Annotated in this window: 23 protein-coding genes; 9 read left to right on the forward strand and 14 right to left on the reverse strand. The window is 64.6% G+C overall.

All coding sequences use genetic code 11. The features are described 5' to 3' along the window. The first annotated feature begins 12 nt into the window (after nt 1-12). Complete coding sequence (locus tag DAEP_RS0115540; RefSeq protein ID WP_208855453.1) at nt 13-1,137, forward strand: O-antigen ligase family protein; 1,125 nt, start codon at nt 13-15, stop codon at nt 1,135-1,137. Here DAEP_RS0115540 and DAEP_RS0115545 read toward each other — a convergent pair. The 4 genes from DAEP_RS0115545 to DAEP_RS0115560 form a co-directional block, all read right to left on the reverse strand. Then, nucleotides 1,124-2,011, reverse strand: a complete 888-nt coding sequence (locus DAEP_RS0115545) for a phage head spike fiber domain-containing protein (RefSeq protein ID WP_027245289.1) — start codon at nt 2,009-2,011, stop codon at nt 1,124-1,126. The genes DAEP_RS0115540 and DAEP_RS0115545 overlap by 14 nt on opposite strands. Continuing rightward, nucleotides 2,008-2,274, reverse strand: a complete 267-nt coding sequence (locus DAEP_RS0115550) for a spike base protein, RCAP_Rcc01079 family (protein WP_027245290.1) — start codon at nt 2,272-2,274, stop codon at nt 2,008-2,010. Before DAEP_RS0115550 ends, DAEP_RS0115545 begins: the two co-directional genes overlap by 4 nt. A gap of 114 nt (nt 2,275-2,388) precedes the next feature. After that, the gene (locus tag DAEP_RS0115555; protein ID WP_027245291.1) at nt 2,389-3,483 is read right to left on the reverse strand and encodes a glycosyltransferase; all 1,095 of its coding nucleotides are present in this window, start codon (nt 3,481-3,483) and stop codon (nt 2,389-2,391) included. A 4-nt stretch (nt 3,484-3,487) separates the two neighbouring features. Continuing rightward, a complete protein-coding gene (locus DAEP_RS0115560) occupies nt 3,488-4,936 on the reverse strand; it encodes a mannose-1-phosphate guanylyltransferase/mannose-6-phosphate isomerase (RefSeq protein ID WP_027245292.1) in 1,449 nt (482 codons plus the stop codon). Nucleotides 4,937-5,314: 378 nt separating this feature from the next. Between DAEP_RS0115560 and DAEP_RS0115565 the strand changes: the two genes are divergently transcribed. Both DAEP_RS0115565 and DAEP_RS0115570 read left to right on the forward strand, forming a co-directional pair. Then, nucleotides 5,315-7,504 (forward strand): dehydrogenase E1 component subunit alpha/beta, encoded by a 2,190-nt coding sequence (locus tag DAEP_RS0115565; RefSeq protein WP_027245293.1) that lies wholly within the window; start codon nt 5,315-5,317, stop codon nt 7,502-7,504. Beyond that, nucleotides 7,501-8,535 (forward strand): acyl carrier protein, encoded by a 1,035-nt coding sequence (locus DAEP_RS0115570; protein WP_027245294.1) that lies wholly within the window; start codon nt 7,501-7,503, stop codon nt 8,533-8,535. Before DAEP_RS0115565 ends, DAEP_RS0115570 begins: the two co-directional genes overlap by 4 nt. Nucleotides 8,536-8,718: 183 nt before the next feature. On the opposite strand, the gene DAEP_RS0115575 is transcribed toward DAEP_RS0115570, so the two are convergent. The 3 genes from DAEP_RS0115575 to DAEP_RS0115585 form a co-directional block, all read right to left on the reverse strand. Further along, nucleotides 8,719-10,293, reverse strand: coding sequence for a DUF427 domain-containing protein (locus tag DAEP_RS0115575; RefSeq protein ID WP_027245295.1), 1,575 nt, complete (start codon nt 10,291-10,293; stop codon nt 8,719-8,721). 130 nt (nt 10,294-10,423) lie between these two features. Further along, a complete protein-coding gene (locus tag DAEP_RS0115580; RefSeq protein ID WP_027245296.1) occupies nt 10,424-11,125 on the reverse strand; it encodes a winged helix-turn-helix domain-containing protein in 702 nt (233 codons plus the stop codon). Continuing rightward, nucleotides 11,097-11,390 carry a hypothetical protein gene (locus DAEP_RS0115585; protein WP_027245297.1) on the reverse strand — a complete coding sequence of 98 codons (294 nt, stop codon included), beginning with the start codon at nt 11,388-11,390 and terminating at the stop codon, nt 11,097-11,099. The genes DAEP_RS0115580 and DAEP_RS0115585 overlap by 29 nt, the downstream gene beginning before the upstream one ends. Before the next feature lie 170 nt (nt 11,391-11,560). Between DAEP_RS0115585 and DAEP_RS0115590 the strand changes: the two genes are divergently transcribed. From DAEP_RS0115590 to DAEP_RS0115605, 4 genes are all read left to right on the forward strand, one after another. Further along, complete coding sequence (locus tag DAEP_RS0115590) at nt 11,561-12,079, forward strand: hypothetical protein (RefSeq protein WP_008554699.1); 519 nt, start codon at nt 11,561-11,563, stop codon at nt 12,077-12,079. Nucleotides 12,080-12,180: 101 nt separating this feature from the next. Beyond that, nucleotides 12,181-12,798 carry a ribonuclease HII gene (locus tag DAEP_RS0115595; protein WP_027245298.1) on the forward strand — a complete coding sequence of 206 codons (618 nt, stop codon included), beginning with the start codon at nt 12,181-12,183 and terminating at the stop codon, nt 12,796-12,798. 107 nt (nt 12,799-12,905) lie between these two features. Continuing rightward, the gene (locus DAEP_RS0115600; RefSeq protein ID WP_027245299.1) at nt 12,906-14,009 is read left to right on the forward strand and encodes a site-specific DNA-methyltransferase; all 1,104 of its coding nucleotides are present in this window, start codon (nt 12,906-12,908) and stop codon (nt 14,007-14,009) included. Nucleotides 14,010-14,197: 188 nt separating this feature from the next. Further along, on the forward strand, nt 14,198-15,589 hold the full coding sequence (locus DAEP_RS0115605) for an adenylate/guanylate cyclase domain-containing protein (RefSeq protein WP_027245300.1): 1,392 nt from the start codon (nt 14,198-14,200) through the stop codon (nt 15,587-15,589). A gap of 3 nt (nt 15,590-15,592) precedes the next feature. Here DAEP_RS0115605 and DAEP_RS0115610 read toward each other — a convergent pair whose 3' ends face one another. Next, nucleotides 15,593-16,726 (reverse strand): alkane 1-monooxygenase, encoded by a 1,134-nt coding sequence (locus tag DAEP_RS0115610; protein ID WP_027245301.1) that lies wholly within the window; start codon nt 16,724-16,726, stop codon nt 15,593-15,595. Nucleotides 16,727-16,810: 84 nt separating this feature from the next. Further along, the gene (mutY, locus tag DAEP_RS0115615) at nt 16,811-17,875 is read right to left on the reverse strand and encodes an A/G-specific adenine glycosylase (RefSeq protein ID WP_027245302.1); all 1,065 of its coding nucleotides are present in this window, start codon (nt 17,873-17,875) and stop codon (nt 16,811-16,813) included. Between the two features lie 84 nt (nt 17,876-17,959). Between mutY and DAEP_RS0115620 the strand changes: the two genes are divergently transcribed. Continuing rightward, nucleotides 17,960-18,487, forward strand: coding sequence for a DUF721 domain-containing protein (locus DAEP_RS0115620; RefSeq protein ID WP_027245303.1), 528 nt, complete (start codon nt 17,960-17,962; stop codon nt 18,485-18,487). Continuing rightward, nucleotides 18,484-19,155, forward strand: coding sequence for a DsbA family protein (locus tag DAEP_RS0115625; protein WP_008555073.1), 672 nt, complete (start codon nt 18,484-18,486; stop codon nt 19,153-19,155). The genes DAEP_RS0115620 and DAEP_RS0115625 overlap by 4 nt, the downstream gene beginning before the upstream one ends. 82 nt (nt 19,156-19,237) lie before the next feature. Here DAEP_RS0115625 and lpxK read toward each other — a convergent pair whose 3' ends face one another. From lpxK to DAEP_RS0115650, 5 genes are all read right to left on the reverse strand, one after another. Then, a complete protein-coding gene (gene lpxK, locus DAEP_RS0115630) occupies nt 19,238-20,239 on the reverse strand; it encodes a tetraacyldisaccharide 4'-kinase (RefSeq protein WP_027245304.1) in 1,002 nt (333 codons plus the stop codon). Next, complete coding sequence (locus tag DAEP_RS0115635) at nt 20,226-21,419, reverse strand: 3-deoxy-D-manno-octulosonic acid transferase (protein WP_027245305.1); 1,194 nt, start codon at nt 21,417-21,419, stop codon at nt 20,226-20,228. The genes lpxK and DAEP_RS0115635 overlap by 14 nt, the downstream gene beginning before the upstream one ends. A gap of 113 nt (nt 21,420-21,532) precedes the next feature. Beyond that, nucleotides 21,533-22,336 carry an inositol monophosphatase family protein gene (locus DAEP_RS0115640; protein ID WP_027245306.1) on the reverse strand — a complete coding sequence of 268 codons (804 nt, stop codon included), beginning with the start codon at nt 22,334-22,336 and terminating at the stop codon, nt 21,533-21,535. After that, a complete protein-coding gene (locus DAEP_RS0115645) occupies nt 22,323-23,669 on the reverse strand; it encodes a TldD/PmbA family protein (RefSeq protein WP_027245307.1) in 1,347 nt (448 codons plus the stop codon). The genes DAEP_RS0115640 and DAEP_RS0115645 overlap by 14 nt, the downstream gene beginning before the upstream one ends. A 121-nt stretch (nt 23,670-23,790) precedes the next feature. Then, on the reverse strand, nt 23,791-25,314 hold the full coding sequence (locus DAEP_RS0115650; protein ID WP_027245308.1) for a DUF2125 domain-containing protein: 1,524 nt from the start codon (nt 25,312-25,314) through the stop codon (nt 23,791-23,793). Nucleotides 25,315-25,396: the final 82 nt, after the last annotated feature.

Consider the following 25,396-nt stretch of genomic DNA (forward strand, 5'->3'; position numbering starts at 1 on the left):
TTTTTCATATTGTTGGCCGGTTTCGATGTTGTTGCAATACCAGTCGGTGGTGGCAATCTTCGGATAAGTATTTTAGTTCTTCTGATTTTTGTGTTTGCGAATATGAGCGCCCTCCTCAAAAGGGAGGTTGTGGAATCTAATTTAATACTTTTTATTTTTATTGTTTTCACGTTTATTGTCTGTGTGTCGCAATTTAGGTTGAGGCCATTTCTCGAAATGGGGCACTGGCTGTCCGTTCTGGCGAGTTTTTTCTTTGCTGGGCAGATATTAGGGCGAAAAATTTCGTGGCCTTACTTGTATCGCGCTTACCTTTTTGCATTTCGGCTTCAAATTGGAGCAGGTTTTCTGATCTGGATTGCCGTGGGGGGGCGGATTGACCTCTTTTATTATGAACCGTCCTATTTTGTGCTCGCGTCAGCACCCTATCTGGTCATCGCTACCCGGAATATTCTTTCCAAGCCTCTTTGTGCTGATCTTTTTGTCGTAGCGTGCTTTTTGATGATAACACAATCTGCAACTCTTATCGCGCTGATATGTCTTGCCTTCGCAGCAAATTTAGTGAAACGACCAAAAGCACTTTTCTGGGTCACAATTACGGCTGGGCCAGCAGTTCTTTTCTTCTTGCCGCTCGCTTTGGTTGGCGGTGATACTCTCTTGACGTCAACTATTTCAGGTTTCATCGAGAGTCCTGATAAAATACAGTTTTTCATTGAAAGAGGCGGGAACAGGTGGCCGAGATTGATACTCGGTTGGGATCTGCTATGGGAGAACTGGAAAATGGGTATTGGACCGGGGCAGATCGGTGAAATTCTGTCCCAACGTGATTTGTCACAATATGTTGAGCACAGATGGTGGATGAGGCTGGATGACAAGCCGCTTACAAACGTTTTTCTTGAGCTTGCAGTCGACGTTGGCGTTATAACCGCCGCTGTCTTGGCGGTATTCATTCTGAAAATAGCCATCCGGGTTCACCGTAAAGGCCATTGGGAAATTTCCTCCAGCATCGCAATCATGCTGATTGTGATGCTGGGCATGAGTTCGGTGTTCAGGCCTTACGTTTGGTTGCTTTTAGGATTTGCGACAACACTAGAGAAGCGGACGCCGCTGGCATTAGGCCGAGGTGCTATTCAAGGATGATCCGCTTCACCCAGGGCCGTGACAGCGCGGGCCACCAGCCTTCGCTCACCGTCTCACCGGCCAGTGCGTCCTGACTATCATCATCATAGGCGATGGTCACATCAAAGGTGCCGCTGATCCCGGTCAGGCCGGGCTGGTCGGCGCTGCGGGCGGCGGGGCTGGCATCCGTGGCGATGCAGGAACTGGCGCTGCCGCCCAGCTCCACCTGCGCGCCCCAGATGAAGACATCGGTGTCCGCGTTCACGTCCTCGTACAGCATGAAAATCCGGTTCTGGGTGTTGGGCAGCACATCGGTGTAGCTGAAACGCTGCCAGTCCGGGGTCACGGTGATGGCCTCCGAGGTGCCGTCCGAATGGCCGAAGCGCATCACCAGCGGCGCGCTGGCGCGCAGCCAGACGCTGGCGGTGGCAATGCCGGAGACACCGCCGCCGGCAACCAGGATGCCGCCGCGCTGGCCGCCGGCGCCGCCGGTTGTCGCGGCGCAGTTCCAGGCCATCGCGGTCAGGCTTCCGTCCGGGGCGCTGTGGCCGCCGGTGAAGGCGGGCTTGGCGGCATAGCCGGACCAGACGCTCTGGGTGAAATCGCTGGAATAGCTCAGCAGGTTGCTGGCCGCCGGTTCGAACAGTGCGCCGCGGAAGGCCCCGGAGCCAAAGGCATGGTCCAGGCGCAGCACGTCCGGCCCCACCGTTTCCAGCAGGCCGCCCGCGGTCCCGCGGACGGCGGCGGAGGCGCGGCTGAAACGCAGCGCCGAGGACAGCGGCACGGGCACGCCTGCGGCCCGGTAGGCCTGCCGCCCGAAGTCGAGCAGCAGCGCGGGGGCCGCCGCCGGACGGTGGCGGCGCGCGGTGACGGAAAAATCGGTCAGCAGCTTCATGCCAGCACCATCGCGTGGATGCCTGCGGCGGTGGTGCCGGTGGCGTGAACCCTGACCGTGCCCACCGGCAGGATCGAGAAATCGGCGACCTGGACGGTCCGCTGCTGTCCCCGGACAGTGGTCAGGGTCACCGCGCCGCCGGTTTCGGCATAAAGCGCAATCGCAACATCCGGCAGGTCCACGGTATCGGAGGGGACGACCGGCGCAATGTCGCGGGCGGGACCGGAGAGCGCGGGCACACGGTTGTCAAAAGGGTTGGTCATCGGACTGGCCTCATCAGCTGTTTTGTTCCGCCAGGACGTTAAGGCATAGGGATGAAAGTCCCCCTAGGCCTGCGCACGCCCCCTTAATCCCTTCTCAACCCCTTGCGGCCCGAGTCAGGCGCGCTCCAGCGCCCGGGCCGCGAACGCAGAGAATTTCTCTTTGAAAACAGCCGTATCAAACCCCTTGGCCAGTTCCCGGATCGCTTCGGGGCCGGCGACCAGGCCGGGCTCGTCCTCGAACCGGGAGATGGCGTCGTTCAGGGCGTCCGCGGTCTGCTCGTGGAACAGAACGCCGCTCACCCCTTCGATCACCGTATCCAGCGCGCCGCCGCGCCCGTAGGCGATCACCGGGCGGCCGCAGGCCATGACCTCAACCGGGATGATGCCGAAATCCTCCTCCCCCGGAAAGATAAGCGCCTTGCACGTGGCAAACTGCTGCTTGAGTTCGGCAAAGGGCACCCGGCCCAGGAAGGTGATATTGGGGCCGGACTTGCGCTCCAGCGCCTCCCGCATTTCCCCGTCACCGACCACCACCAGCTTGCGCCCGGACGCGTTGAAGGCGTCCACCGCGAGATCCGCCCGCTTGTAGGAGACCATTTCCCCGGCCAGCAGGTAGTGGTCGCCTGCTGAAGGGGAAATCGCGAACTCCGCGGTTTCCACTGGCGGAAAGATCACCTCGGCCTCGCGCCGGTAGAACTTTTCGATGCGCTTGGCGATGAAGGAGGAATTGGCGATGAAATGATCGACACGCGCTGCCGTGGTGACATCCCAGATCCGCAGCCTGTGAGCGGCCAGGGGCATCACCAGCCGGGCCAGCCGCCCTGCGCGCGCCCGGTACACATGGTAATGGTCCCAGATGTAGCGCATCGGCGAATGGCAATAGCTGATGTGGACCGCATCCGGGCGCACGATGACGCCCTTGGCCGGCCCGGATTCGCTGGAAATGACCAGGTCGAACTCCTGCATGTCCATAAGCTCAAGCGCCAGCGGCATCAGCGGCAGGTACTTCTGGTAATGCTTCTTTGCGCCCGGCAGCCTGCCGATAAAGGTTTCCCGCACCTCATGGCGGCGGACCCGGTCGCTGACCTGGGCGGGGTCGTAGACATGCGTGACGATCACAGCATCCGGGTAAAGGTCCAGCAGGGCTTCAAGAACCTTCTCCCCGCCGCGCATGCCGACGAGCCAGTAATGAACAATGGCGACTTTCACTGACTCAGCCCTTTTCGCCCTGCCCCCGCGCGTAGACATCCTCATAGCGCACAATGTCGTCCTCGCCGACATAGGCGCCGGTCTGAACTTCGATCAGCACCATCGGCACCTTGCCGGGGTTTTCCATCCGGTGGATGGCGCCAAGCGGGACGTAGACGCTTTGGTTTTCCGTCACCAGTTTCACCTCGTCATTCACCGTTACCTTGGCAGTGCCCTTCACCACGATCCAGTGCTCAGCGCGGTGCAGGTGGCTTTGCAGCGACAGCGATGCGCCGGGATGCACCTGGATCCGCTTGACCTGGAACCGGTCGCCAACCACCAGGCTCTCGAACCAGCCCCAGGGGCGGTGGTCCTTGGGAAACTGGGTGGCCTGAGCCGCGCCCTTCTGCTTCAGCGCGGTAACGGCCTTTTTCACATCCTGGGCGCGGGACTTGTCGGCGACCAGCACCGCGTCATTCATCGCCACCGCTATTATGCCGTCCAGCCCGATGCCGACAACCTCCAGCCCTTCGCTGTCAGCACGCAAGAGGGTGTCCCGGCAATCAATCGCGGTCGCGCCGCCGCTGGTGACAACGCCGGTCGCGTCCGGGCCGGTTTCGCGCCAGACCGCATCCCAGCCGCCTAGGTCCGACCAGGCCGCGTCAAAAGGCACGACAGAGAGGTTTCCGGCTTTTTCCATCACCGCATAGTCGATGGAGATGTCTTCGGCGCGGCTCCAGGGCTCTGCCGCCAGGCGCAGAAAGCCGAGGTCGGTCTTGGCCTGATCCAGCGCTGCCTGCACCGGTTCGATCAACGCCGGCGCATGTGTTTTGAAGGCGGCGATGACATCCGCGGCGCGGAACAGGAAGATCCCCGCGTTCCACATGAAATTGCCCGCTGCCAGCATTTCAGCGGCGCGCGCGGCATCGGGTTTTTCGACAAACTGCTTGAGCGGAACCGGGGCGTTCCCGGCCTCTGGCGCGGCAGCAAGCTCGAGATAGCCATAGGCGGTTTCGGCATGGGAGGGGGTGATGCCAAAGGTCACCATCTGGCCTTGGGCCACCGCTTCGAGGCCCTTGGCGACAGCGGCCTGGAAGGCTGCGGTGTCCGGCACCACGTGGTCCGAGGGCGCCACCAGCAGCACCGCATCGGGGTCTTCGGCCTGGGCGCGCAGGGCCGCGGCCAGCACCGCAGGCGCGGTGTTGCGCCCCTCCGGTTCGATCAGGATGGCGCCGGGGTCGATGCCGATGGCCTGCAGCTGCTCCGTGACGATGAAGCGGAAATCGGAATTGGTCAGCACCATGGGCGCGGCAAACCTGAGCTGATCCGTCTGCCCGGACAGCCGCCGGGCTGAGGCCTGAAACAGGGTTTCTTCGCCCATCAGGGGCACGAATTGCTTGGGATAGCTTTTGCGCGACAGGGGCCACAGGCGGGTTCCGGACCCTCCGCACAGAAGGATTGGTGTAATCAACATGATAAAATACTCGATTAAAGTTCGCTTACGCGTGGTCCTAGTAAATGACCGCTGCCCTGACAACCCTGCGGGGTGAGCCGCGGCGCAAAATTTCATCTTAGGTTTACCAAAGCCGCCGCGTTCGCCTGCTGTTTGCCCGCGCCGTTCCGGGTGCCTGAGGTTTTGAGACCGATAAGGCTTGCTGCTTACACCTGCAGGCTGAAGGGGCGGAAACGCCGTTGACGGCCGGGGCTGGCCGGGTTCGGAAATCATGTGAGGGATCGGACTGAGTCTGCTGCCTGTCATTCCATTTTGGAATGGCAGCAGTACGCAATCTCATTGGCGTTGCGCTGGGGTTTCGCGGATAACAACACGCAGCAAGTGTTCCAAGGAGGCCGTATGGACCGCGCCCAGATCGTGCATCAGAATTTCCTCGAAAGGGTTCAGGCCGGGAAGCTGCCTGCAGGCGCTGCGCCCGCAGGGCCGCTTGCCGCGGCGGAGGCTGCAGGCCTCTTTCGCGCGCAGGTCTTGAGCCGGGCGCTGGACCTGACCAGCCGGGCGATGCAGAAGGCGGGGGAGGGGTTTTATACCATCGGCTCCTCCGGGCATGAGGGGATGGCGGCAGTGGCCGGCGCCCTGCGTCCCACGGATATGGCGTTCCTGCACTACCGTGATGCGGCTTTCCAGATCGCCCGCGCCGATCAGGTGCCGGGGCAGCGGATTGCCTGGGACATGCTGCTGTCCTTTGCCTGCTCCAGCGAGGATCCGACCTCCGGCGGGCGGCACAAGGTCTTGGGTTCCAAGGCGCTGATGATCCCGCCGCAGACTTCGACCATCGCCTCGCATCTGCCCAAGGCGGTGGGCGCGGCCTATTCCATCGGCGCCGCCAAGCGGCACCAGCCGGAACACCAGGTGCTGCCGGAGGATGCGATTGTCATGTGCTCCTTCGGGGATGCCTCTGCCAACCACTCGACCGCGCAGGGGGCGATCAACACGGCGGGCTGGACCTCGGTGCAGGCGGTGCCTCTGCCGCTGCTGTTCGTCTGCGAGGACAACGGGATCGGCATTTCGACCAAGACGCCGAAAGGCTGGATCGAGGCGTCGATGGCGCATCGCCCCGGCATCAAATATTTCAAGGCGGACGGGCTGGATATCTACAACGCCTTTCAGGTGGCGCAGGAGGCGGCGGAATATGTGCGGACCCGAAAGAAGCCCGCGTTCCTGCATCTGCGCACCGTGCGGCTTTACGGCCATGCCGGCGCTGATGTGCCGACCACCTACCTGGCCAAGGCAGAGGTGGAGGCGGATGAATCCAACGATCCGCTGCTGCATTCGGTGCGGCTGCTGGATGCGGCCGGGGCTTTGAAGCCGGCCGAGGCGCTCAAGATCTATCAGGACACCTGCGCGCGGGTGGAGCGGATCCGGGCGGAAGTGGTGACGCGGCCGCATCTGGAAACGGCGGCGGATGTGGCGGCCAGCCTGATCCCGCCCCGGCGGGCGTGCGCGCCCACCAATGGCCCCAGCGCCGAAGCGCGCGCCGGGACCTTCGGCAGCGACCTGCGGGCGATGGAGGAGCCGCAGCCAATGTCGCGCCTGATCAACTGGGCGCTGACAGATCTGATGCTGGAGCACCGCGAAATCGTCATGATGGGCGAGGATGTTGGCCGCAAGGGCGGGGTTTACGGCGTCAGCCAGAAGCTGCAGCAGCGGTTTGGGCCGGACCGGGTGATTGACACTTTGCTGGACGAGCAGTCGATTCTGGGGCTGGCGATCGGCATGGGGCACAACGGGTTCCTGCCCATCCCGGAGATTCAGTTCCTCGCCTACCTTCACAACGCCGAGGATCAGCTGCGCGGCGAGGCGGCGACTTTGCCGTTTTTCTCGAACGGGCAGTTTGCGAACCCGATGGTGCTGCGGATTGCCGGGCTGGGCTACCAGAAGGGCTTCGGCGGCCATTTCCACAACGACAACTCGCTGGCAGTGCTGCGGGATATTCCTGGGCTTGTGATTGCCTGCCCGTCGGACGGGGCCGAGGCTGCGATGATGATGCGCGAGGCGGTGCGGCTGGCGCGCGAGGAGCAGCGGGTGGTGGTCTTTGTCGAACCGATTGCGCTCTACCCCATGCGGGACCTGCATGAGGCCAAGGATGGCGGCTGGATGCGGACCTACCCCGCGCCGGACCGGCGCATCGGATTGGGTGAGGTCGGGGTGCATGGGGATGGCAGCGATCTGGCCATCGTGACCTATGGCAACGGGCGCTACCTGTCGGCTCAGGCGCAGGCCGAACTGGCGGCGCAAGGGGTGAATGCCCGGATCGTGGACCTGCGCTGGCTGGCGCCCTTGCCGGAGGCGGCGCTGCTGGAAGCTGCCGAGGGCTGCAAGCACGTTCTGATCGTTGATGAATGCCGCACCACCGGCAGCCAGTCGGAAGCGCTGATGGCGCTGTTTGCGGAGCAGAGCGGTATTCCCGCGGCGCGCATAGCCGCCAGCGATTGCTTCATCGCAACCGGACCCGCCTATGGCGCGACACTGCCGTCGAAGGACAGCATTGTAGCGGCTGCAATGGCGCTGGCAGGAGGCAAGAAATGACCCGCACCGCTGTTCTGATCTGCCCTGGACGGGGCACCTACAACAAGGCGGAGCTGGGGTATCTGCACCGCCACCACGCGGACAAGGCGGCGCTGTTTTCGGGCTTTGACGCGCAGCGGCGGGACGCCGGGCAGGAAGAGGTCACGGCGCTGGATGGCGCCACGCGGTTTTCGGTGTCGAAATATTCCCGCGGGGATATTGCCTCGCCGCTGATCTACGCCTCGGCTCTGGCGGATGCGCAGTCGCTGGCCGAGGATATCGAGGTTGTTGCCGTCACCGGCAACTCAATGGGCTGGTATATCGCGCTGGCGGCGGCCGGCGCGCTGAGTGCGGCGGCCGGGTTCAAGGTGGTGAACACCATGGGCACGCTGATGCAGGAGCAGCTGATCGGCGGTCAGCTGGTCTATCCCTTTGCCGGGCCGGATTGGCAGAACGATCCCGTGCGCAAGGCGGAGCTGCTGGCCCTGTCAGCGGAGATCAATGCCCGCGAGGGGCATGATCTGGCGCTGTCGATTGATCTGGGCGGGCTGCTGGTGCTGGCCGGGAACGAGGCCGGGCTGGCGGCGTTCGAGGCGGCAGTGCCGGTGGTGGAGGAGCGTTTCCCGATGCGGCTGGCCAACCACGCAGCGTTTCACACCGCGCTGCAGGCGCCGGTGGCGGTGGAGGGGCGCAAGAGGCTGGGGGCGGACCTGTTCACCCAGCCGAAGGTGCCGCTGATCGACGGGCGCGGGCAGATCTGGTGGCCGGGGGCCACCGATACCCAGGCGCTCTGGGACTACACGCTGGGGCATCAGGTGGCGGAGCCCTATGACTTCACCCGTGCGGTGCAGAACGCGGCGTATGAGTTTGCGCCGGACCTGTTCATCGTGACCGGCCCCGGCACCACGCTGGGCGGCGCGGTGGCGCAATCGCTGGTGCATTGCGGCTGGCAGGGGATGACCGGCAAGGCGGCCTTCAAGGCGCGTCAGGCGGAGAATCCGCTGCTGGTCTCCATGGGCGACGAGGCGCAGCGCGGGATTGCAACCGGCTGAGTCCGGCGTTGGGTGCGGGGCAAGGGAAAGCTCCCGCGCCTGTTGCCTGCATCGAAGATGCCGGCAAAGCAGCCTTGGGCGTGGCCCTGCCCCGCCGGCAGGGCGGAAGGGGCTTGCTGAGACGGCCTTCAGGGGCAGCGTTGCACCGGCGGTCCTTTAACCGGTGCGCATTTTCATCCGCGTCTATTGTGCCGCGGCTTGCGGTGCGGGCCTGGCGGGGATGGCAAAACACGTCACCGGCTGGGAGACATTGTGCAGGCTGACCGCGCCCAGCGGGATGCCATGTGACGGATCGCTCAGGATGTCGCAGCTGACGACGACCGGGTGATTGACCGTCTTGCCGTAATCGCCCAGCCGCGCCGCGATATTGGCGGCCTGGCCGATCACGGTGAAGTCCAGCCGCTCCCGCGAGCCGACGTTGCCATAGGTCACGCGGCCATAGGCGATGCCGATGGCGGCTTCGCAGCGGTGGCCGTCTTCCTCTCCCGCGATCTCCTCCAGCCGGGCTACGATGGCGCGGGCGCTGTCCAGCGCCTGGGTGCGGGCCTGTTCCGGGTCGCTGCCGGCCGGAAACACTGCCAGCACAGCGTCACCGATGAACTTCAGAACTTCGCCGCCGTGATCATGCACGATGGTCGAGGCGGTCTCGAAGAACTGGTTCAAGAGCGCGATATAGTCCTGGCGGCCCAGCTGCTCCTCCAGCCGGGTGGAGCCGCGCAGGTCGCAGAACATGATGGCGGCGTCGATCTCGTCGCCATCGCCGCGGCGGATCTCGCCGCCCAGCACCCGGGCGCCGGTGCGTTTTCCGACATAGGTTTCCAATAGCGACTGGGCGTTTTCGCGCTGCATGAAGATTTCATAATACCGCGCGATCACGCCGGAGCATTCGAAGATCAGCCCCAGGTTGGCGGTGGAAAATCCGTTGGGGTGGTCGCTGGTCAGGGTCAGCACGTTGATGCGCCCGTCGGAAAACCGCAGCGGCATGGCGACATAATCGGTAGCGCCTTCCTTGCGCAGGTCTTCGAGAATCGGGAAGGCGTCGTCGGAGCAGCAGCGGCCGAGCCGGTGGCGCACCCCGCCCAGGCCGTTGGACACATGCCGCAGCGGGCTGTTCTGGTAGGCCGGGTGATCGTGGATTTCGTACGACGGCGCGTAGGTGGTGACCTTGCCGGTCTTCCTTTGCCAGATATAGTTCTTGCCGGCGATCAGCGGATGCAGCGACCATGCCATGACCGAGAGGCGGGAGAGGTGGATGCCCTGTTCCACGAATTTTCCGGCCAGGGCGGCGGTCAGCTCTTCCGGGGCCGGCACCAAGGCCGCATCGCGCAGCAGCCAGTCGATCACCGGGCCGGAGATATTGCCGTAGTCCGGCGTCTCAACCGTGTTCCGGCCCAGGTCGAATTCAGCCTCTGCTCCGGGCATGAAGCCGATATGGCCGGAAATCGCCGCGGCCTCGGGCATCGCGTCCTCATAGGCCCAGACACCGTTCGGCACGCGGTCCCCAGGCAGCAGGATGTCGCGGTAGCTGGCAGTGCCCTTGAACGGGCAGAAGGTTTGCAGCGCGGTATGGGGGGAGAGCGGGACGGTCACGTCCTCTGCCGGGAAATAGATAGCCGGGGGCAGGCGGGTTTCATACATCACCTTGGCGCGGGTGCTTTGCGCCAGAATGATGCCATTGCGCCGGGCCGTGACCTGGCCGTGCAGCGGCTGAACGACAATGCCGTATCCGCGGGTGCCGGTCTGAACCTGTGCATCCATCCCTGTGGTCCTTGTCCTTGCGGCGGCTTTCAGGACCGGCCGGCATGGGCCGGTTCTGATCTATCTGGGGTCTGCGGACGGGAATTCCAGAGCGCAACACGTGATATTGAGCGAGCCGGAGCGGGCAGGGTCAGACCATGCGGATCACGTCCTTGCTGATGGCCAGCACATAGCCGCGCTTGGCGATGTTCTTGACCAGCAGCTCGCTGACCATCTGGTTGCCCAGCGTGTCCCGCAGCCGCTTGATCCGGGTGGCGCCGGCAGCCTCCTCGCAATCTGCCGACGTGCGGCCTGAGATGACCGCCTCGATCTCGGCACCCGACAGCACATCGTCGTCCAGCCGGGCCTCGGCCAGGACCGACAGGGTTTCCATCGCGGCAGGCGTCAGCCTGAACCCCATGTTGTTCAGATAGACTGTGTTTTCGTCCCGGCTGATCAGCAGCTCATTCACCTGGATCCCAGACCGTTCAATCTGCGCCATGCGGCGGTTCAGCATCACCAGCATGCCCAGCACCGCGAGCGCTGCCACCATCATCGCGGTGGCGAACACCAGCAGCACAAAGATCACCATCCGGTAGCTGGTCAGCGTGTCGGCAAAGGCGGTGCCGGATTGGGCCAGGATCTCCAGCAGCTTGATTTCGGCCTGAGCGGTCAGGTCGTTTTCGACGAACAGCCGTTCAACGCGCGCGTTGAACGCATTGGCATCCGGCAGGGTCAGCAGCAGTACCGTGCCCGCAATCACCAGAAGCGCCACGATGGCGGCAATGCCAAAGGCGATCACTTTGCTGCCGGCTGCGCGGGCCTCAGAAACGGAGATAGTAGGGTCCGGCATTGGCCTTCCTCTCTTGCAGGCCTTCGGGACCGAAGACGGTCAGGACATTCAATAGCTTCCATCCGTCGGACGCGATGCGCGCCTGGATCTCGCTGCGGGCGGCCTGTTTCTGGCAGGCGCCTGAAAGCTGGATCACGCCGTAATGCAGACGCAAGGGGTCGTCCTGCTTGGCCTTGTAATCGGCATAGCATTCGGCGGCCTCGGCCGGGGTGGAAAGCGCCAGAAGGGCGGCCGCAGCAGCGGCGGTGAGGAGATGCTGTTTCATGAGGGCATCCTGCGGTTCTGCCGCGTGAAATTCAATAACCGCAGGGGGTTGGTCAGGCTGATATCTGATAACAAGAGGCCGATATTGCCTGTCCGGAGCGGGCAGAAGCAGGCTGGGGTCATCAAGGCGCATTGGCTGCGCGACAATCCATTTCTGAGAAAGGTCCCGATATGACCCGGACACCCCGCCCGCAACCGCACCGCAAATTCATTGCTTTGATCGTCGCCGTATCCATTGCCATCACCGGGTTCTCGGCGGCACCTGCCCGCGCCGATGAAGACGTCGCAAAGATCCTCGGAGGCTTGGCGCTGCTGGGGATTCTCGGGGCTGCGATCAAGCATTCGCGGGACAAGGATGACAATGCGGTGACGCATAACTACACGCAGCCCCCGCACAACCATTCCCATGGCGGCCAGGGTTACCGGGGCTACGGCCGTGACGACAGGTATGTGAAACCGCTGCCGCCGCAGGTGCGCCGCTATGACCTGCCGTCCCAGTGCCTGAAGTATTTCCCGCGCTACAGCCGCAACCACCCGCTGGTCGGCAAAGGCTGCCTGGAGCGCAGCTATGGCTACACCAATGCGCTGCCGCAATCCTGCCGCGTGACCTTCTGGAACGGCCAGCGCCATCGCACCGGGTACAAGCCCGGCTGCCTGAACAGCCACGGTTACCGGCTGGTGCGGCGCTGAGACGGAATGCAGATTCGAGCAGCAGCAAACTGGGGGGCTTCGGCCCCCCTTTTTTTGCCGCCGCCCTTGCATAACCGGCAGGCATTGGCTTTGTCGGGCGCATGACACAGCCTGATTACAGCCTAGAAGCCGCCGCCCTTGCCCAAGGGCATCTGAGGATTGCCGGAGTGGATGAGGTGGGCCGCGGCCCGCTGGCCGGTCCGGTGACGGCGGCGGCGGTGGTTCTGGATGCCGCCGCGATCCCGGACGGTCTGAACGACTCCAAGAAACTGAGCCTGAAAAAGCGTGAGGCGCTGGAAGGCGCGATCCTGTCCTGCGCGCAGACCGCCATTGCCCACGCGACGGTCGAAGAGATTGATTCCCTGAATATTTTGCGCGCCTCCCATCTGGCGATGGAGCGCGCGGTGGCGGCGCTGGACCCGGCGCCGGATTACCTGCTGATCGACGGCAATCTGATCCCCAAGGGGCTGGTCCTGCCCTGCGAAGCGGTGGTCAAGGGTGATGCCAAATCGCTGTCGATTGCGGCGGCGTCGATCATCGCCAAACTGGCGCGCGACCGGATCATGGTGGATTTGGCGCAACAGTTCCCCGGATATGGCTGGGAGAAAAACGCAGGCTACCCCTCGAAACAGCACCGCGAGGCGCTAGTTCAGCTGGGTGTGACCCCACATCATCGGCGCTCCTTTAAGCCGGTACACAACATCTTGTATCAAGAGTGAACCGTAAGGCGTTGTTGTAATAAACAAATTGACCTCGAATCCGCGATGACTCATCCTGTGGACAACCTAATGAGCGCAAAAATGCGCCGCGGTTATGAGGCAGAGCAATGAATAAAACCATGACAAAGGGCGCGGCAGCGCTCCCTTTAAACACGATTATTGGCGGGGACTGCATCGAGGCGATGAACAGTCTGCCGGCCAATTCGGTCGATCTGATCTTCGCGGATCCGCCCTACAATCTGCAGCTGAAAGGCCAGCTGCATCGCCCCGACAACTCCAAAGTTGATGCCGTGGACGATCACTGGGACCAGTTCTCCAGCTTCGCGGCCTATGACCAGTTCACCCGCGAGTGGCTGAAGGCGGCGCGCCGGGTGCTGAAGCCGAACGGCTCGATCTGGGTGATCGGCTCCTACCACAACATCTTCCGCGTCGGCGCGCTGCTGCAGGACGAAGGCTACTGGGTGCTGAACGACGTTATCTGGCGCAAGTCGAACCCGATGCCGAACTTCCGCGGCAAGCGCTTCACCAACGCGCATGAGACGATGATCTGGGCATCGAAGTCGGAAGGCGCGAAATACACCTTCAACTACGAGGCGCTGAAGGCGCTGAACGAAGGCATCCAGATGCGCAGCGACTGGGTGCTGCCGATCTGCACCGGCCATGAGCGGATCAAGGACGAGAACGGCGACAAGGCGCATCCGACGCAGAAGCCGGAATCGCTGCTGCACCGGATCCTGGTTGGCGCGACCAACCCGGGCGATGTGGTGCTGGATCCCTTCTTCGGCACCGGCACCACCGGCGCAGTCGCCAAGATGCTGGGCCGCGAGTTCATCGGGATCGAGCGCGAGGAAGCCTACCGCAATGTGGCGGAGAAGCGGATCAAGGCAGTGCGCAAGTTTGACCGCGAGGCGCTGGAAGTTTCCGCCAGCAAGCGCGCGGCGCCGCGGGTGCCGTTCGGCCAGCTGGTTGAACGCGGCATGCTGCGCCCGGGCGAGGAGCTCTATTCGATGAACCGCCGCCACAAGGCCAAGGTGCGCGCGGACGGCACCCTGATCGGCGACAACATCAAGGGCTCGATCCATCAGGTGGGGGCGCATCTGGAAAACGCGCCGTCCTGCAACGGCTGGACCTACTGGTGCTTCAAACGCGACGGCAAGACGGTTCCGATCGACGTGCTGCGCCAGCAGATCCGGGCCGAGATGCAGAACTGACGGTCACCGTTTCAAAACATTAAAGTCTATTGCAGGTGCCGCGCGTTTGCGCAGGCGCACACCTTGCCCCGCCTGTCCCAGGCGGGGTTTTTTGTGATGATGCGGCCCGATGCGCTATTCCCTGGGCCGTGCCGGGCCGTTATCTGAGGTGCCGCAACTGCAGCCGCCACCGGGCAGGGGGAATGCCGATGACCGATACCGCCTTTGCGTCCGGAACCAGCGCCGTCCAGGCGGCGGAGCGCGGCAGCTTGCAGCAAGGCTCATCCGCCGAAACCAAGTTCGCGGAGGCAGCGCTCGATGCGCACAAGCGGCGCGGGTTGCAGCTGGCCGTGCGGGCCCGCTGGATCGCGATGCCGGTTATCGGCGTGTTCCTGGTTTTCATAAATCCAGCGTGGGAGATGCTGTATTACCAAGGCATTCTGCTGCTGTTGTGCCTGAACGGCTGGTTCATCAGCCGCGCCGGACGGGTCGGGCGGTCGCGGGCAGAGCTGGCCCTGATCTTTGCCGACCTTCTGATCATGACCGCCGGCATGGTGGTGCCGAACCCGTTCGCCAGCCAGGAATTTCCCGTGGCCATGCAGTACCGGTTCGACAACTTTCAGTACTTCTTTGTCATTCTGGCCGCCGGCACGATGGCTTATTCTTGGCGCACGGTGATTGCGATGGGCGTCTGGACCGCAGCGATGTGGCTGGGTGCGCTGTCATTGGCATGGTGGTTTTCCACCCCTGTGCCCGGCCTGAGCGAAGCTGCCCGCGCGGCCTTTCCCTGGGATCCGCATTTGCTGGCGTTTGTTGACCCCAATGATTTTGTTGTGCGGCTGCGGGTGCAGGAGGCCGTGGTCTTTGTGCTGGTGGCGGTGACGCTGGGCTTTTCGGTGCGCCGGTTCAGCGGGCTGCTGCGGCGCAATGCCAGCCTGACGCGGGAGCGGGCGAACCTGTCGCGCTACTTCTCGCCCAACGTGGTGGAGCAGCTGTCGCAGAACGACGAGCCGCTGAAACAGGTGCGCAGCGAGAACGTGGCGGTGCTGTTCATCGACATCGTCGGCTTCACCCGGCTGTCGGCGGGGATGCAGCCGCGGGCGGTGATTGATCTCTTGCGCGAATTTCACGGCCGGATGGAGCGCGAGGTGTTCCGCCATCACGGCACGCTCGACAAATACCTGGGCGACGGGCTGATGGCGACCTTCGGCACGCCGGTGTCGGGGGTGCGGGATGCCAGCAACGCGCTGGCCTGTGCCCATGCCATGCGGGCGTCGCTGGCAAAGTGGAATACGGAGCGCATCCGCCAGGGCAAACCGGAGATCCGCGCCGGGATCGGCATTCATTACGGCGAGGCGCTGCTGGGCGACATCGGCGCCAACCGGCTGGAATATGCGGTGATCGGCATGACGGTGAATGTTGCCGCCCGGCTGGAGAGCCTGACCCGCACGCTGCAGGCCAGGATCGTGGTCAGTGAAGCGCTGGCGCAGCGCGTCAAGGCAGAGCAGGCAGAGCCGGGCCTGCTGGACGGTGCCACCCGGCACCCCGGCCAGGAGGTGCGCGGGCTGGATCAGCCGATGACCGTGCTGGCCTGGGGCTGAGCCTTAGCGCGGCAGCGGATTCTCGGCCTTGTTATAGGCGTGCCAGTCGGTGATTTCCGGGTAATACCGCTGCCGCCAGCGGCGCACGCGGGGGTTCATCACCCGGCGCCACAGGGGCGGAATCATCGCCGCAATCGTCATCACCGGGTAGCCGTAGGGCAACTGCGGGGCGTCCGCCTCGGTATAATTCTGCAGCAGCGGGAAACGGCGGTTCGGCTTGTAATGGTGGTCCGAGTGGCGCTGCAGATTGATCAGCAGCCAGTTTGATGCTTTGTGCGCCGCATTCCAGGAATGGCGCGGCTGGACCGGCTCATACTTGCCATCGCCCAGGTGTTTGCGGGTCAGCCCGTAATGCTCGACATAGTTGACCACCTCCAGCTGCCAGATGGCGGTGCCGGCCTGCACCAGGAACAGCAGCACGCCGGATATCCCGCCCAGCAGCAGCGCCAGCAGCAGCATGGCCGCCTGCAGCGCCCAGTAACGGAAGAACGGGTTCGATCGGTCGGTCCAGGGGCGGTTCTTCTTCGCCAGCTTTTCCTTCTCGGCGCGGAAGGCGGAATGCCAGCACTGCCGCAGCACCCGCGGATAGAAGCGGTGAAAACCCTCATTATAGCGCGCGGTGACCGGATCGCGGGGCGTGCCGACATAGCGGTGATGGACCAGCAGATGCTCGGACCGGAAATGCGAGTACAGCACCATCGCCAGCAGGATATCCCCCAGCCAGCGCTCCACCCGGCTGGACTGGTGCATCAGCTCGTGGCTGTAGTTGATGCCGACAGCGCCGGTCACCACACCAACACCAAAGAAGGCGGCGAATTTCTCAAAACCGTTCAGGTGCTCCGTGCCGCTGACGTACCAGATCAGCCCGAACAGGGTGAGGAATTGCAGCGGCACCCAAGCCGCGGTCAGCGCCTTGTACCATTTCAGATCGCTATCCGGCGTCTGCGGATCGGCGTTCTCGAGGTTAAGCCCGAACATCCCGTCCAGCACCGCAAACAGCTGCCAGGTCACCAGCGGCGGCAGCAGCAGCGCCCAGCCCCCCTGCAGCGCGGCGAACCAAACCAGCGGCAGCAGCAGAAAGGACATCCAGAATGGCAGGGCGCTTTGCCAGCGGGCAAGGGTTTCGGGGGCAATCATGCCGGGGTCTCCCAATCAGTCAGCGCGCGTCTGCGCTGACCCTAGGCCCAAAGATCTGAAAACCCAAGAGGGGCGCAGCCTGACCTAACGCCCCCTGTAGAGGTCGAACGCCTTGCGCATCACCGTGGGCAGGCTGGCGGGGCGGAACCCGTGGCGGGGGATCAGTTCCTGCGCAGGGTCCGGATTGAACCCTTCTGGCAGCTCCGCCGTCATCACCTGCAGGATCAGGTGGAAGTGGGTGAAGGTATGGCGCACCTCGCCGCCCAAGTCCTGCCAGTCCGCCGCGAAGGGGGGATTGGGGGCAGGGGCCTCGTTCCACTCCGACCCCGGCCAGCCGAGCATCCCGCCCAGCAGCCCCTTGTCCGGGCGCCGTTCCAGCAGCCAGGTCCCCGCCGCGGATTCCGCCAGGTAGACGATGCCGTAGCGGGTGGGTTTCGGCTTTTTCGGTGTTTTCTTGGGCAGCTCGGCGGCGGTGCCTGCCACCCGCGCCGCGCAAGGCGCCCGCCAGGGGCAGATGCCGCAGGCCGGGCTGCGGGGGGTGCAGATGGTGGCGCCCAGATCCATCACCGCCTGGGCATAGTCACCGGGCCGCCGGGCCGGGGTCAGCTCCGCCGCGCGCTCCTTCAGCACGGGCTTCACGTCGGGCAGGGGATCGTGGATGTCATGCAGCCGGGACATCACCCGTTCGACATTTCCGTCCAGCACCGTCTCTGGCTGGTCGAAGGCGATCGAGGAGATGGCAGCGGCGGTATAGGGGCCGATGCCGGGCAGCTTGATCAGCCCCTCGTAGCTGTCCGGAAAGACGCCCTCCCGGTCATCCGCCACCGTGCGGGCGCATTTCAGCAGGTTGCGGGCGCGGGCGTAATAACCAAGGCCCGCCCATTCGCTCATCACGTCGGCATCCTCTGCCGCGGCCAGATCCAGCACTGTGGGCCAGCGGCTGGTGAAGCGCAGGAAATACTCCCGCACCGCGGCCACGGTGGTTTGCTGCAGCATCACCTCGCTCAGCCAGACCTTGTAAGGATCGGGACGGATTCCGGTGGCGCGCTCTGCCGGGCTGACGCGCCAGGGCATTTCGCGGGCGTGGATATCGTACCAGGCCAGCAGCTCTCCGCTCATTTCCGCTGCATCGCTGTTCAAGTCACGCATTCGTTATTCCCTGGCTTTCGGTTAAGCTGGCGCCTGTAGTCGGGCTCTTTACAATAGGGTACGCAGTCGAGCAAAAGCTAGATCATGGCATTCAGGCGCAGCACAACACGCGGGTTCGCACGAACCTCCAAGCTTCTAAATGAGCAGATCCGCAAGGCGGGGGAAAGCCGGGGATTCGCGGTGTCCCGGCTGCTGACCCATTGGGAAGAGATCGCAGGCCCGGATATTGCCGCGATGGCGCGGCCGGTGAATATCGGCTATGGCCGCGGCTCCTTCGGTGCCACGCTGACGGTGCTGACAACCGGGGCCAATGCGCCGATGCTGGAGATGCAGAAAGAACGCCTGCGCGAGCGGGTGAACGCGGTTTACGGCTTCAACGCCATCTCCAAGGTGCGGATCACGCAAACGGCACCGACGGGATTTTCCGACGGCCGCGTGGAATTCAAATATGCCCCCAAGGTGCAAGCACCGCTGCAGCCGGACCCGCAGGATGCGGCGGAGGCCAGCAAGGCCGCCGAAGGGGTGGAAAACGACGATTTGCGCGCCGCCCTGGAACGCCTGGGGCGCAATGTGCTGACAAAACAGAAAACGCAAGGAAAGGGGTTCAAATGACCCGTCTCATGTCTGGTGTGTTTGCCGCTGTTGCGGTTGTGGCGGGCGGTTATGCCCTGACCGGTTTCAACGCCCAGAGCAATCTGCCGGAAAACCCGCTGGTCGGCGCCGCTTATGCGCAAGAGGCCGAGGTGGACACCTCGACCATCACCGAGATGACCCTGGGGGCCGAGGATGCGCCGGTCACGCTGATCGAATACGCGTCCTACACCTGCCCGCATTGCGCCAATTTCCATAACACGGTCTTCAAGCAGCTGAAGAAAGACTACATCGACACCGGCAAGGTGAAGTTCATTTACCGCGAGGTCTATTTCGACCGCTACGGGCTGTGGGCGTCGATGATTGCGCGCTGCAACGGGCCGGACAAGTTCTTTGGCATCTCCGACCTGATCTACAAGGGCCAGTCCGAATGGGCACGCGCCGGCGGTGCGTCGGAAATCGTTGATGAGCTGCGCAAGATCGGCCGCCTGGCGGGCCTGGAGAATGAGCAGCTCGAAGCTTGCCTGCAGGATGGCGCCAAGGCGCAGACCCTGGTGGCGTGGTACCAGGAGAACGCGACCGAGCACGGCATCGAGTCGACCCCCTCCTTCATCCTGAACGGCGAGAAGATCTCGAACCAGTCCTACGAGGAGTTCAAGAAGCTGCTGGACGCAGAGCTGGAAAGCTAAGCCAGCACCGCTGCACCGATGGCAAGCCCGGGCCTGTGCCCGGGCTTTTCTGTTTGAGGGCCACCGCGCAACCTGTGGCGGCTCAGGGCGCAGGCGCGGCTTTCTTCAGCAGGTCTTTCAAGGCGCTGTCTCCGGCAACCTGCAGCCGCACCGGCAGGGTGATCACCTTGCGGCGGAAGCTATCGGGCAGGCGGACCGCGTCCTTTTCGGTGGTGACCAGCTGGGCGCCGCGCAGCTTGGCCTCATTTTCCAGCCGGGTCAGCAGCGCCGGGGTCAGCGGCTGGTGATCGTCCAGCGCCTCGGCCCGGGCGACATCCGCCCCCAGGCTGCGCAGGGTGTCGAAGAATTTCTGCGGATGGCCGATGCCGGCAAAGGCCAGCACGCGGGTGCCGCTCCAGGGCATTCCGGTCTGCAAGGGTTCCAGCGCACCGGTGAAATGCGGCAGGCCCTGAAGCTGACTGCCCCAGGCGGCGGCAAAGGCCTGCTGGGCCGCCTCCGGCCCGATCGACAGAACAGCATCCGCGCGTTTCAGCCCGGCGGCCACCGGTTCGCGCAGGGGGCCTGCCGGCAGGCAGCGTCCGTTGCCGAAGCCATGCTGCGCGTCCACCACGATCAGCGACAGATCCTTGGCCACGGAGGGATTCTGAAAGCCGTCGTCCAGAAGGATCACCGTCGCCCCCGCTGCGGCAGCCGCCCGGGCGCCAGCGGCGCGGTCCTTGGCGACCCAGACCTCTCCAAAGGCGGCCAGCAGCAGCGGCTCATCCCCGGTCTGGGCGGCGTCATGCGTGGCGGGTAGCACCTGCACCGGCCCCTCCAGCGTGCCGCCATAGCCGCGGGTCACCACGTGCGGGTCATGCCCTTGGCTGCGCAGGGTTTCCAGCAGCCAGATGACCGTCGGCGTCTTGCCGGTCCCGCCGGCGTTCAGATTGCCCACGCAGATCACCGGCACACCGGCTGCGGCCGGGCTGCCCTTGGCGATTCTTGCGGCGGTGGCGCGCGCATAGGCCCAGCCGAGCGGCGCGAGCAAGGCGGCCCGAACATCGAATGCGCCCGGCGGCTTGTGCCAGAAATCAGGTGCCCGCATCGGTATCCTCGCGCCGGTCCAGAAGTTCCTGAACCTTTTCCAGAAGTGTGTCGGTCGTGGCCGCGCTTTCGGTCACGCTTTGCCAGCCGGCCAGCGCCATCTCCGCTGCCTTGTCCGGCGCCGACATTGCGACCACCGCATCGGTCATCTCCTCCTGCGTCCGCACGGGCCGGGCTGCGCCGGCCTTGGCCAGGCGCTCGTACAGGTCGCGGTGGGCATGGATGCCGGGGCCGTGCAGCAGGGCCGAGCCCAGGGCGGCTGCATCCAGGGGCGACTGGCCCTGGGCCGCAGGGTCCAGGCTGCTGGCAATCAGCGCAACCGGGGACAGCCGGTACCACAGGCCCAGATCCTCGCCGCCTGTGAGCAGCACCTGGGTGAAATCGTCCGGCTCGCCGCCGGTTTCCCAGTCGGCAAAGGACAGCCCGCTGTCCTGAAGCAGGCGGCGGGCGGCGTCCAGATCCGCGTAATCGTCCAGCGCGACCACCAGCAGCAGCCGGTGCAGCAGCCGCAAGGCACCCCGGTGGGCGTCCAGAATGCGGGCCAGCTCGCTCAGCTTCACATGGGCCGCTAGCCAGATCGGGCGGCTGCCCAGGGTCTGCTGCATCGCGGCCAGCTCGTCATCGTTGCAGCCGGGCGGAATAGCGGAAACCCGCAGCTTGCCTGCCAGCTCCACCCGCTCCGCCGGAAAGCCGGTCCTGACCAGACGCGCCTGCACCGCCTTGGACGGGGTCAGGATGCAGGCCAGCCCCTCCAGCAGCCGCCGCCGCTGGTCCGGCAGCCAGCGGCTGGCCCGGTTCGGAACCTCATCCTCCAGCAGATCGGCCAGCAATACCCCGGTGCCCTGCTCGCGCAGCTGCCGCAGCATCACCCGCCGGGCGGGGGGGCCGGTCCAGATGCAGGCGTCAGGCTGCCAGTGCCCCAGAAACTCCCGCGCCTCCGCCTGGGTGTCTTCTGCCAGCGGGCCGACGGGAACATCGCAGCCGACGGTGCCGGTCAGCCGCAGGCCGGGCTCCCAGCTGGCCAGCACCGACAGGTCCGGGCGCAGGGCCTTGAGCCGGCGGCCGATATCGCACAGCGCCAGGTAGCGCTCCGCCGTTGTTGCATGCACCCACAGCAGCTCGCCCCTGGGACGGGGCTGCAGCACGGATTGGCGGCTGGGAGCTGTGGTTCGCCGTTGCATCTGGTTCGATCTTAAATTTCCGGCCCAACGTATCGGCAACATGCGGGTTTGTCTGTGAAAAATTTGCCGGCGTTGCAGCCGCCTCTGCTACCGCCGCTTAAGGCCGGCCGCTGTCAATGTCCAGTGATGCCGGGGCTGTCCGGGTCCAGTGCGTCCAGCAATGCCCGGTGCAGGGCGCTGCCGCCGGCCACCACGCCATTCAGGCGCGGGGCCGGGTTGTTGAAGCGCAAGGGGGTGCCGGTCCTGTCAGTGATGGTGCCGCCGGCCTCGCGCAGCAGCAGATCGCCTGCGGCAATGTCCCACTCCCAGCTCGGCCGCAGCGTCAGCATCGCACCGAACCGGCCGTCCGCCACCTTGGCCAGGCGGTAGGCCAGCGAGGGCCGGTAGCTGCGGATGAACGCGGGCGGGGTGCCGCCCAGCCAGTGATGCGCTTGCAGGTTGGGCTTGGCGGCCAGGACCTCTGTTATGGACAGGTCCAAGGCGGTAGAAACCCGGATCGGGGCGCCGTTGCAGGCGGCGCCCTGGCCCTTGGCCGCGGTGTACATCAGGTCCCGCTGCGGCAGGTAGATCACCGCCGCCGTCACCACGCCCTTTTCCGCAACCGCAATGGAATGCGCCCAGGTGCGCGAGCCTTGGGCAAAGCTGCGGGTGCCGTCGATCGGGTCGATGATGAACACCCGCTCCCGCGACAGCCGCGCGGCGCTGTCCTCGGTCTCCTCCGACAGCCAGCCGTAACCGGGGCGCGCCTTCTGCAGCATGTCTTCGAGCATGGCGTTCACGGCCAGGTCTGCTTCTGTCACCGGGCCCGCGCCGCCGGGCTTGTCCCAGCTCCTGGCCTCGGGACCTGTGAAGCGGCATGCGATGTCTCCGGCCAGTTCCGCCGCTTTCACAAGCAGGGGCAGGTCAGTTGCCGGCAAGTGTCATCCCCTCGGCCAGAAGCGACGGCACCACGGTGGACAGATGCGTGCGCGCGTCATTGGCCGGCACGATCCGGCGCAGCATGTCGAGCAGGTTGCCCGCGATGGTGCATTCGTTCACCGGATAGGCGATCTCGCCGTTTTCCACCCAGAAGCCGGAGGCGCCGCGGGAATAATCCCCGGTGTTCGGATTGATGGTGGAGCCGATCATCGAGGTGACCAGCAGGCCGGTGCCCATCTGTGCGATCAGATCCTCGCGGCTGGCCTCGCCCTGGGTCAGCGCAATGTTCCACGTGGCGGGCGAGGGCACCCCGCCGATGCCGCGGGCGGCGTTGCCGGTGCTTTCCAGCCCCAGTTTCCGGGCGGAGGCCAGGTCCAGCGTCCAGCCGGTCAGAACGCCATTGTCCACCACGGTGCGGCGGCGGGTCGGCAGCCCTTCGCCATCAAAGGGGCGGGAGCCGGAAATGCGCGGGCGGTGCGGGTCCTCGATGACTGAGAGCGTTTCGGGCAGCACCTGCTGGCCCAGCGAATCCTTCAGCCAGGAGGAGCCGCGGGCAATCGCGGCGCCATTGGCGGCGGACAGCAGATGCCCGATCAGGGAGGAGGAGATGCGTTCGTCAAACAGCACCGGGAAGCTGCCGGTCTTGGGCTTGCGCGCCCCCAGCCGGGCCACGGCCCGCTCGCCGGCGGTGCGGCCGATCTCCTGAGCGCTGCGCAGGTCAGACTGGAACGTGCGCGAGTCGCCATCGTGGTCACGCTCCATGCCGGTGCCGGTGCCTGCGATCCCGGTGCAGGACAGCGACCGCCCGGTGCGCTGATAGCCGCCGGAGAACCCGTTGGTGGCAGCCATGTGTACCGCGTGCCGGCCATAGCCTGCGGCGGCGGACTGCACCTGGCTGATGCCGGAGATCTCCTGGCAGGCGGCCTCGGCGGCCAGCGCGTCCGCTTGCAGCGCGGCCGGTTCCGGCTCGCCCGAGGGGTCTTCCAGCTCCAGTGCGGCCAGGTCCCAGTCCCGGGCCAGCTGCGACGGATCGGCAAGGCCAGCATAGGGATCCTCCGGCGCTTCCCTGGCCATCGCCACGGCGCGTTCGGCCATCGCCGCGATGGTTTCTGGGCGCATGTCCGACGACGAGACCAGCGCCTGCCGCTTGCCCACAAAAACCCTAAGGCCCAGGTCGGTCCCTTCGGAGCGTTCCGCGTGCTCCAGCTTGCCCTCGCGCACTTCGATGCTGAGAGAGCTGCCCTCGGCAGCCATCGCATCAGCGGCATCCGCGCCGGCCTTGCGGGCGGCGTCAATCAGGGCGTGGCAAAGCGCTTCGGGGGACTGGGTCATGGGCACCTTCTGTTCTGCTCTGTAAAAGAGCTATCCAGTGAGGCCGCTTGCCGCAAGTGCGGGCTGTAAAAAAGGGGCCGCGCATGGCAGCCCCTTTGCAGTACCCGTCAGGGTTTGACGGTTATTTGATGCGCTGGCCGTTGGCGAGGATCTTGCCATCCTCGGAGATTTCGATCTTCGAGGTCAGGGTGTCCTCAGCCTCGCCCGGCACTGCCAGCATACCCATCATCATCCGCGCGCCCATGGCGTCGCCCTCGGTGATCAGGCCCATCTGGATCAGCTTGTCGATCAGGGCGTTGGCGCCGGTCAGCTTGAGGTTGGCCTCGCCCGCGGGGGCAGGCACCCCGTCAAAGCTGGTCAGATCCTCGTTGTTGAAGGTGAAGTCGCCAGTTCCGGTCAGCTCAGCGCCCGCGGCGGACACCTGAAGCTGATTGATGGTCAGCGCATGCAGTTCACCCGGCTGTCCCTCGCCCTTTTCCAGGGCTTCCATCGCTTCCGGGTCGAACATGTCGAACAGCACCTTGCCCTTGCCGGCCAGGTCCAGAACGACGGTGGCCGGGTCATGCGGCAGCTGGCCGGTCGGATCGAACATCCCCCACAGCATTTCCGGCAGCGCAAAGTCGCGCAGGGTGACGCCCAGGGCGAAATCCTGCTCTTCCTCGGATTTCGCAAGCGGCATCGTCATCTTGAACCCGGCTTCCGCCATGCTGAGCGCCAGCGGGAAAGGGATCTCGGACCCGGTGATGTTCACATCGGTGCCGCTCTGCGACACGTCATAGGTCAGGTGCTTGTTGTCCATCGCAATGGCGACCGAACCGCCCTCGGAGCTGCTCTCCATGGCAAAGCTTTCGCTGCCTTCCTGGCCGGAAATCGACCCTTTGCCGCTGGCAAAGGTAAAGGTGCCGTCAAAGGCAAAACCGGCCTCCAGCAGCGCTGCCATGTCGGGGGCGTCGAGACCAGCCGGAACGGTGCTGGTGCCTTTGAAGCTGAGCCCTTCCAGCGCGCCTTTGAAGGTCCCGTTGCCGTTGCTCTCGGGATCCTTGAACCCCATGTCGTAGCTCAGGCTGGAGGCGGAAAGCGACTGTTTATAGGTGCGCACGTCCGCGATTGCCATGTCGGTGGTGGTGGTCACGTCGCTCAGGGAGACCTGCGCATTCGCCACACCGTCCGGCACGGCCTCGCCGTCGGCGGCTAGCTCTGCCAGTGTCATGGTGACCTTGGAGGACCTGTAATCGTAGCTCATGTTTTCGGCGTCGCCGGCCACAGTCATCGGCGCGCCGTCATGAGTGTAAAGCAGTTTGCCCGAGAATGTTTCGCCGTCGGCGGAAAACTCGAACCCTACCGGGAACTCCGCGGGCAGCAGCAGGTTGACGGTGCCATCGCCGTTTTCCACGAACTTGATTTCCGGGAGGCTGACGGTGCCGGACCCGTCCTCTTCGTCGATCGGCATGACCATCGACACATCGGAAACGGTCAGGATGCTGCCGGAAATGGATTCAGTGCCGGACACGGTATAGCCGGTGCTGGTCAGATACGCCTTCCACTCGGCCCAGACATCCTGAGCGCTGAGATCGGCGAGGGCGCCCTGGGCTGAAACAACCAAAATTGCCGCTGCGGCACCGCCGCGCGCAAAAAATCGGGACATTAGAGAACCTTTCTCTGTGAGATAATTGAAATCATCGTCGGCCCGGCGGGCGGTGCCGTCAAGGGGGCCATGGGCTGGACCG

This window comes from Leisingera daeponensis DSM 23529 (assembly GCF_000473145.1).
Lineage (GTDB): Bacteria > Pseudomonadota > Alphaproteobacteria > Rhodobacterales > Rhodobacteraceae > Leisingera > Leisingera daeponensis.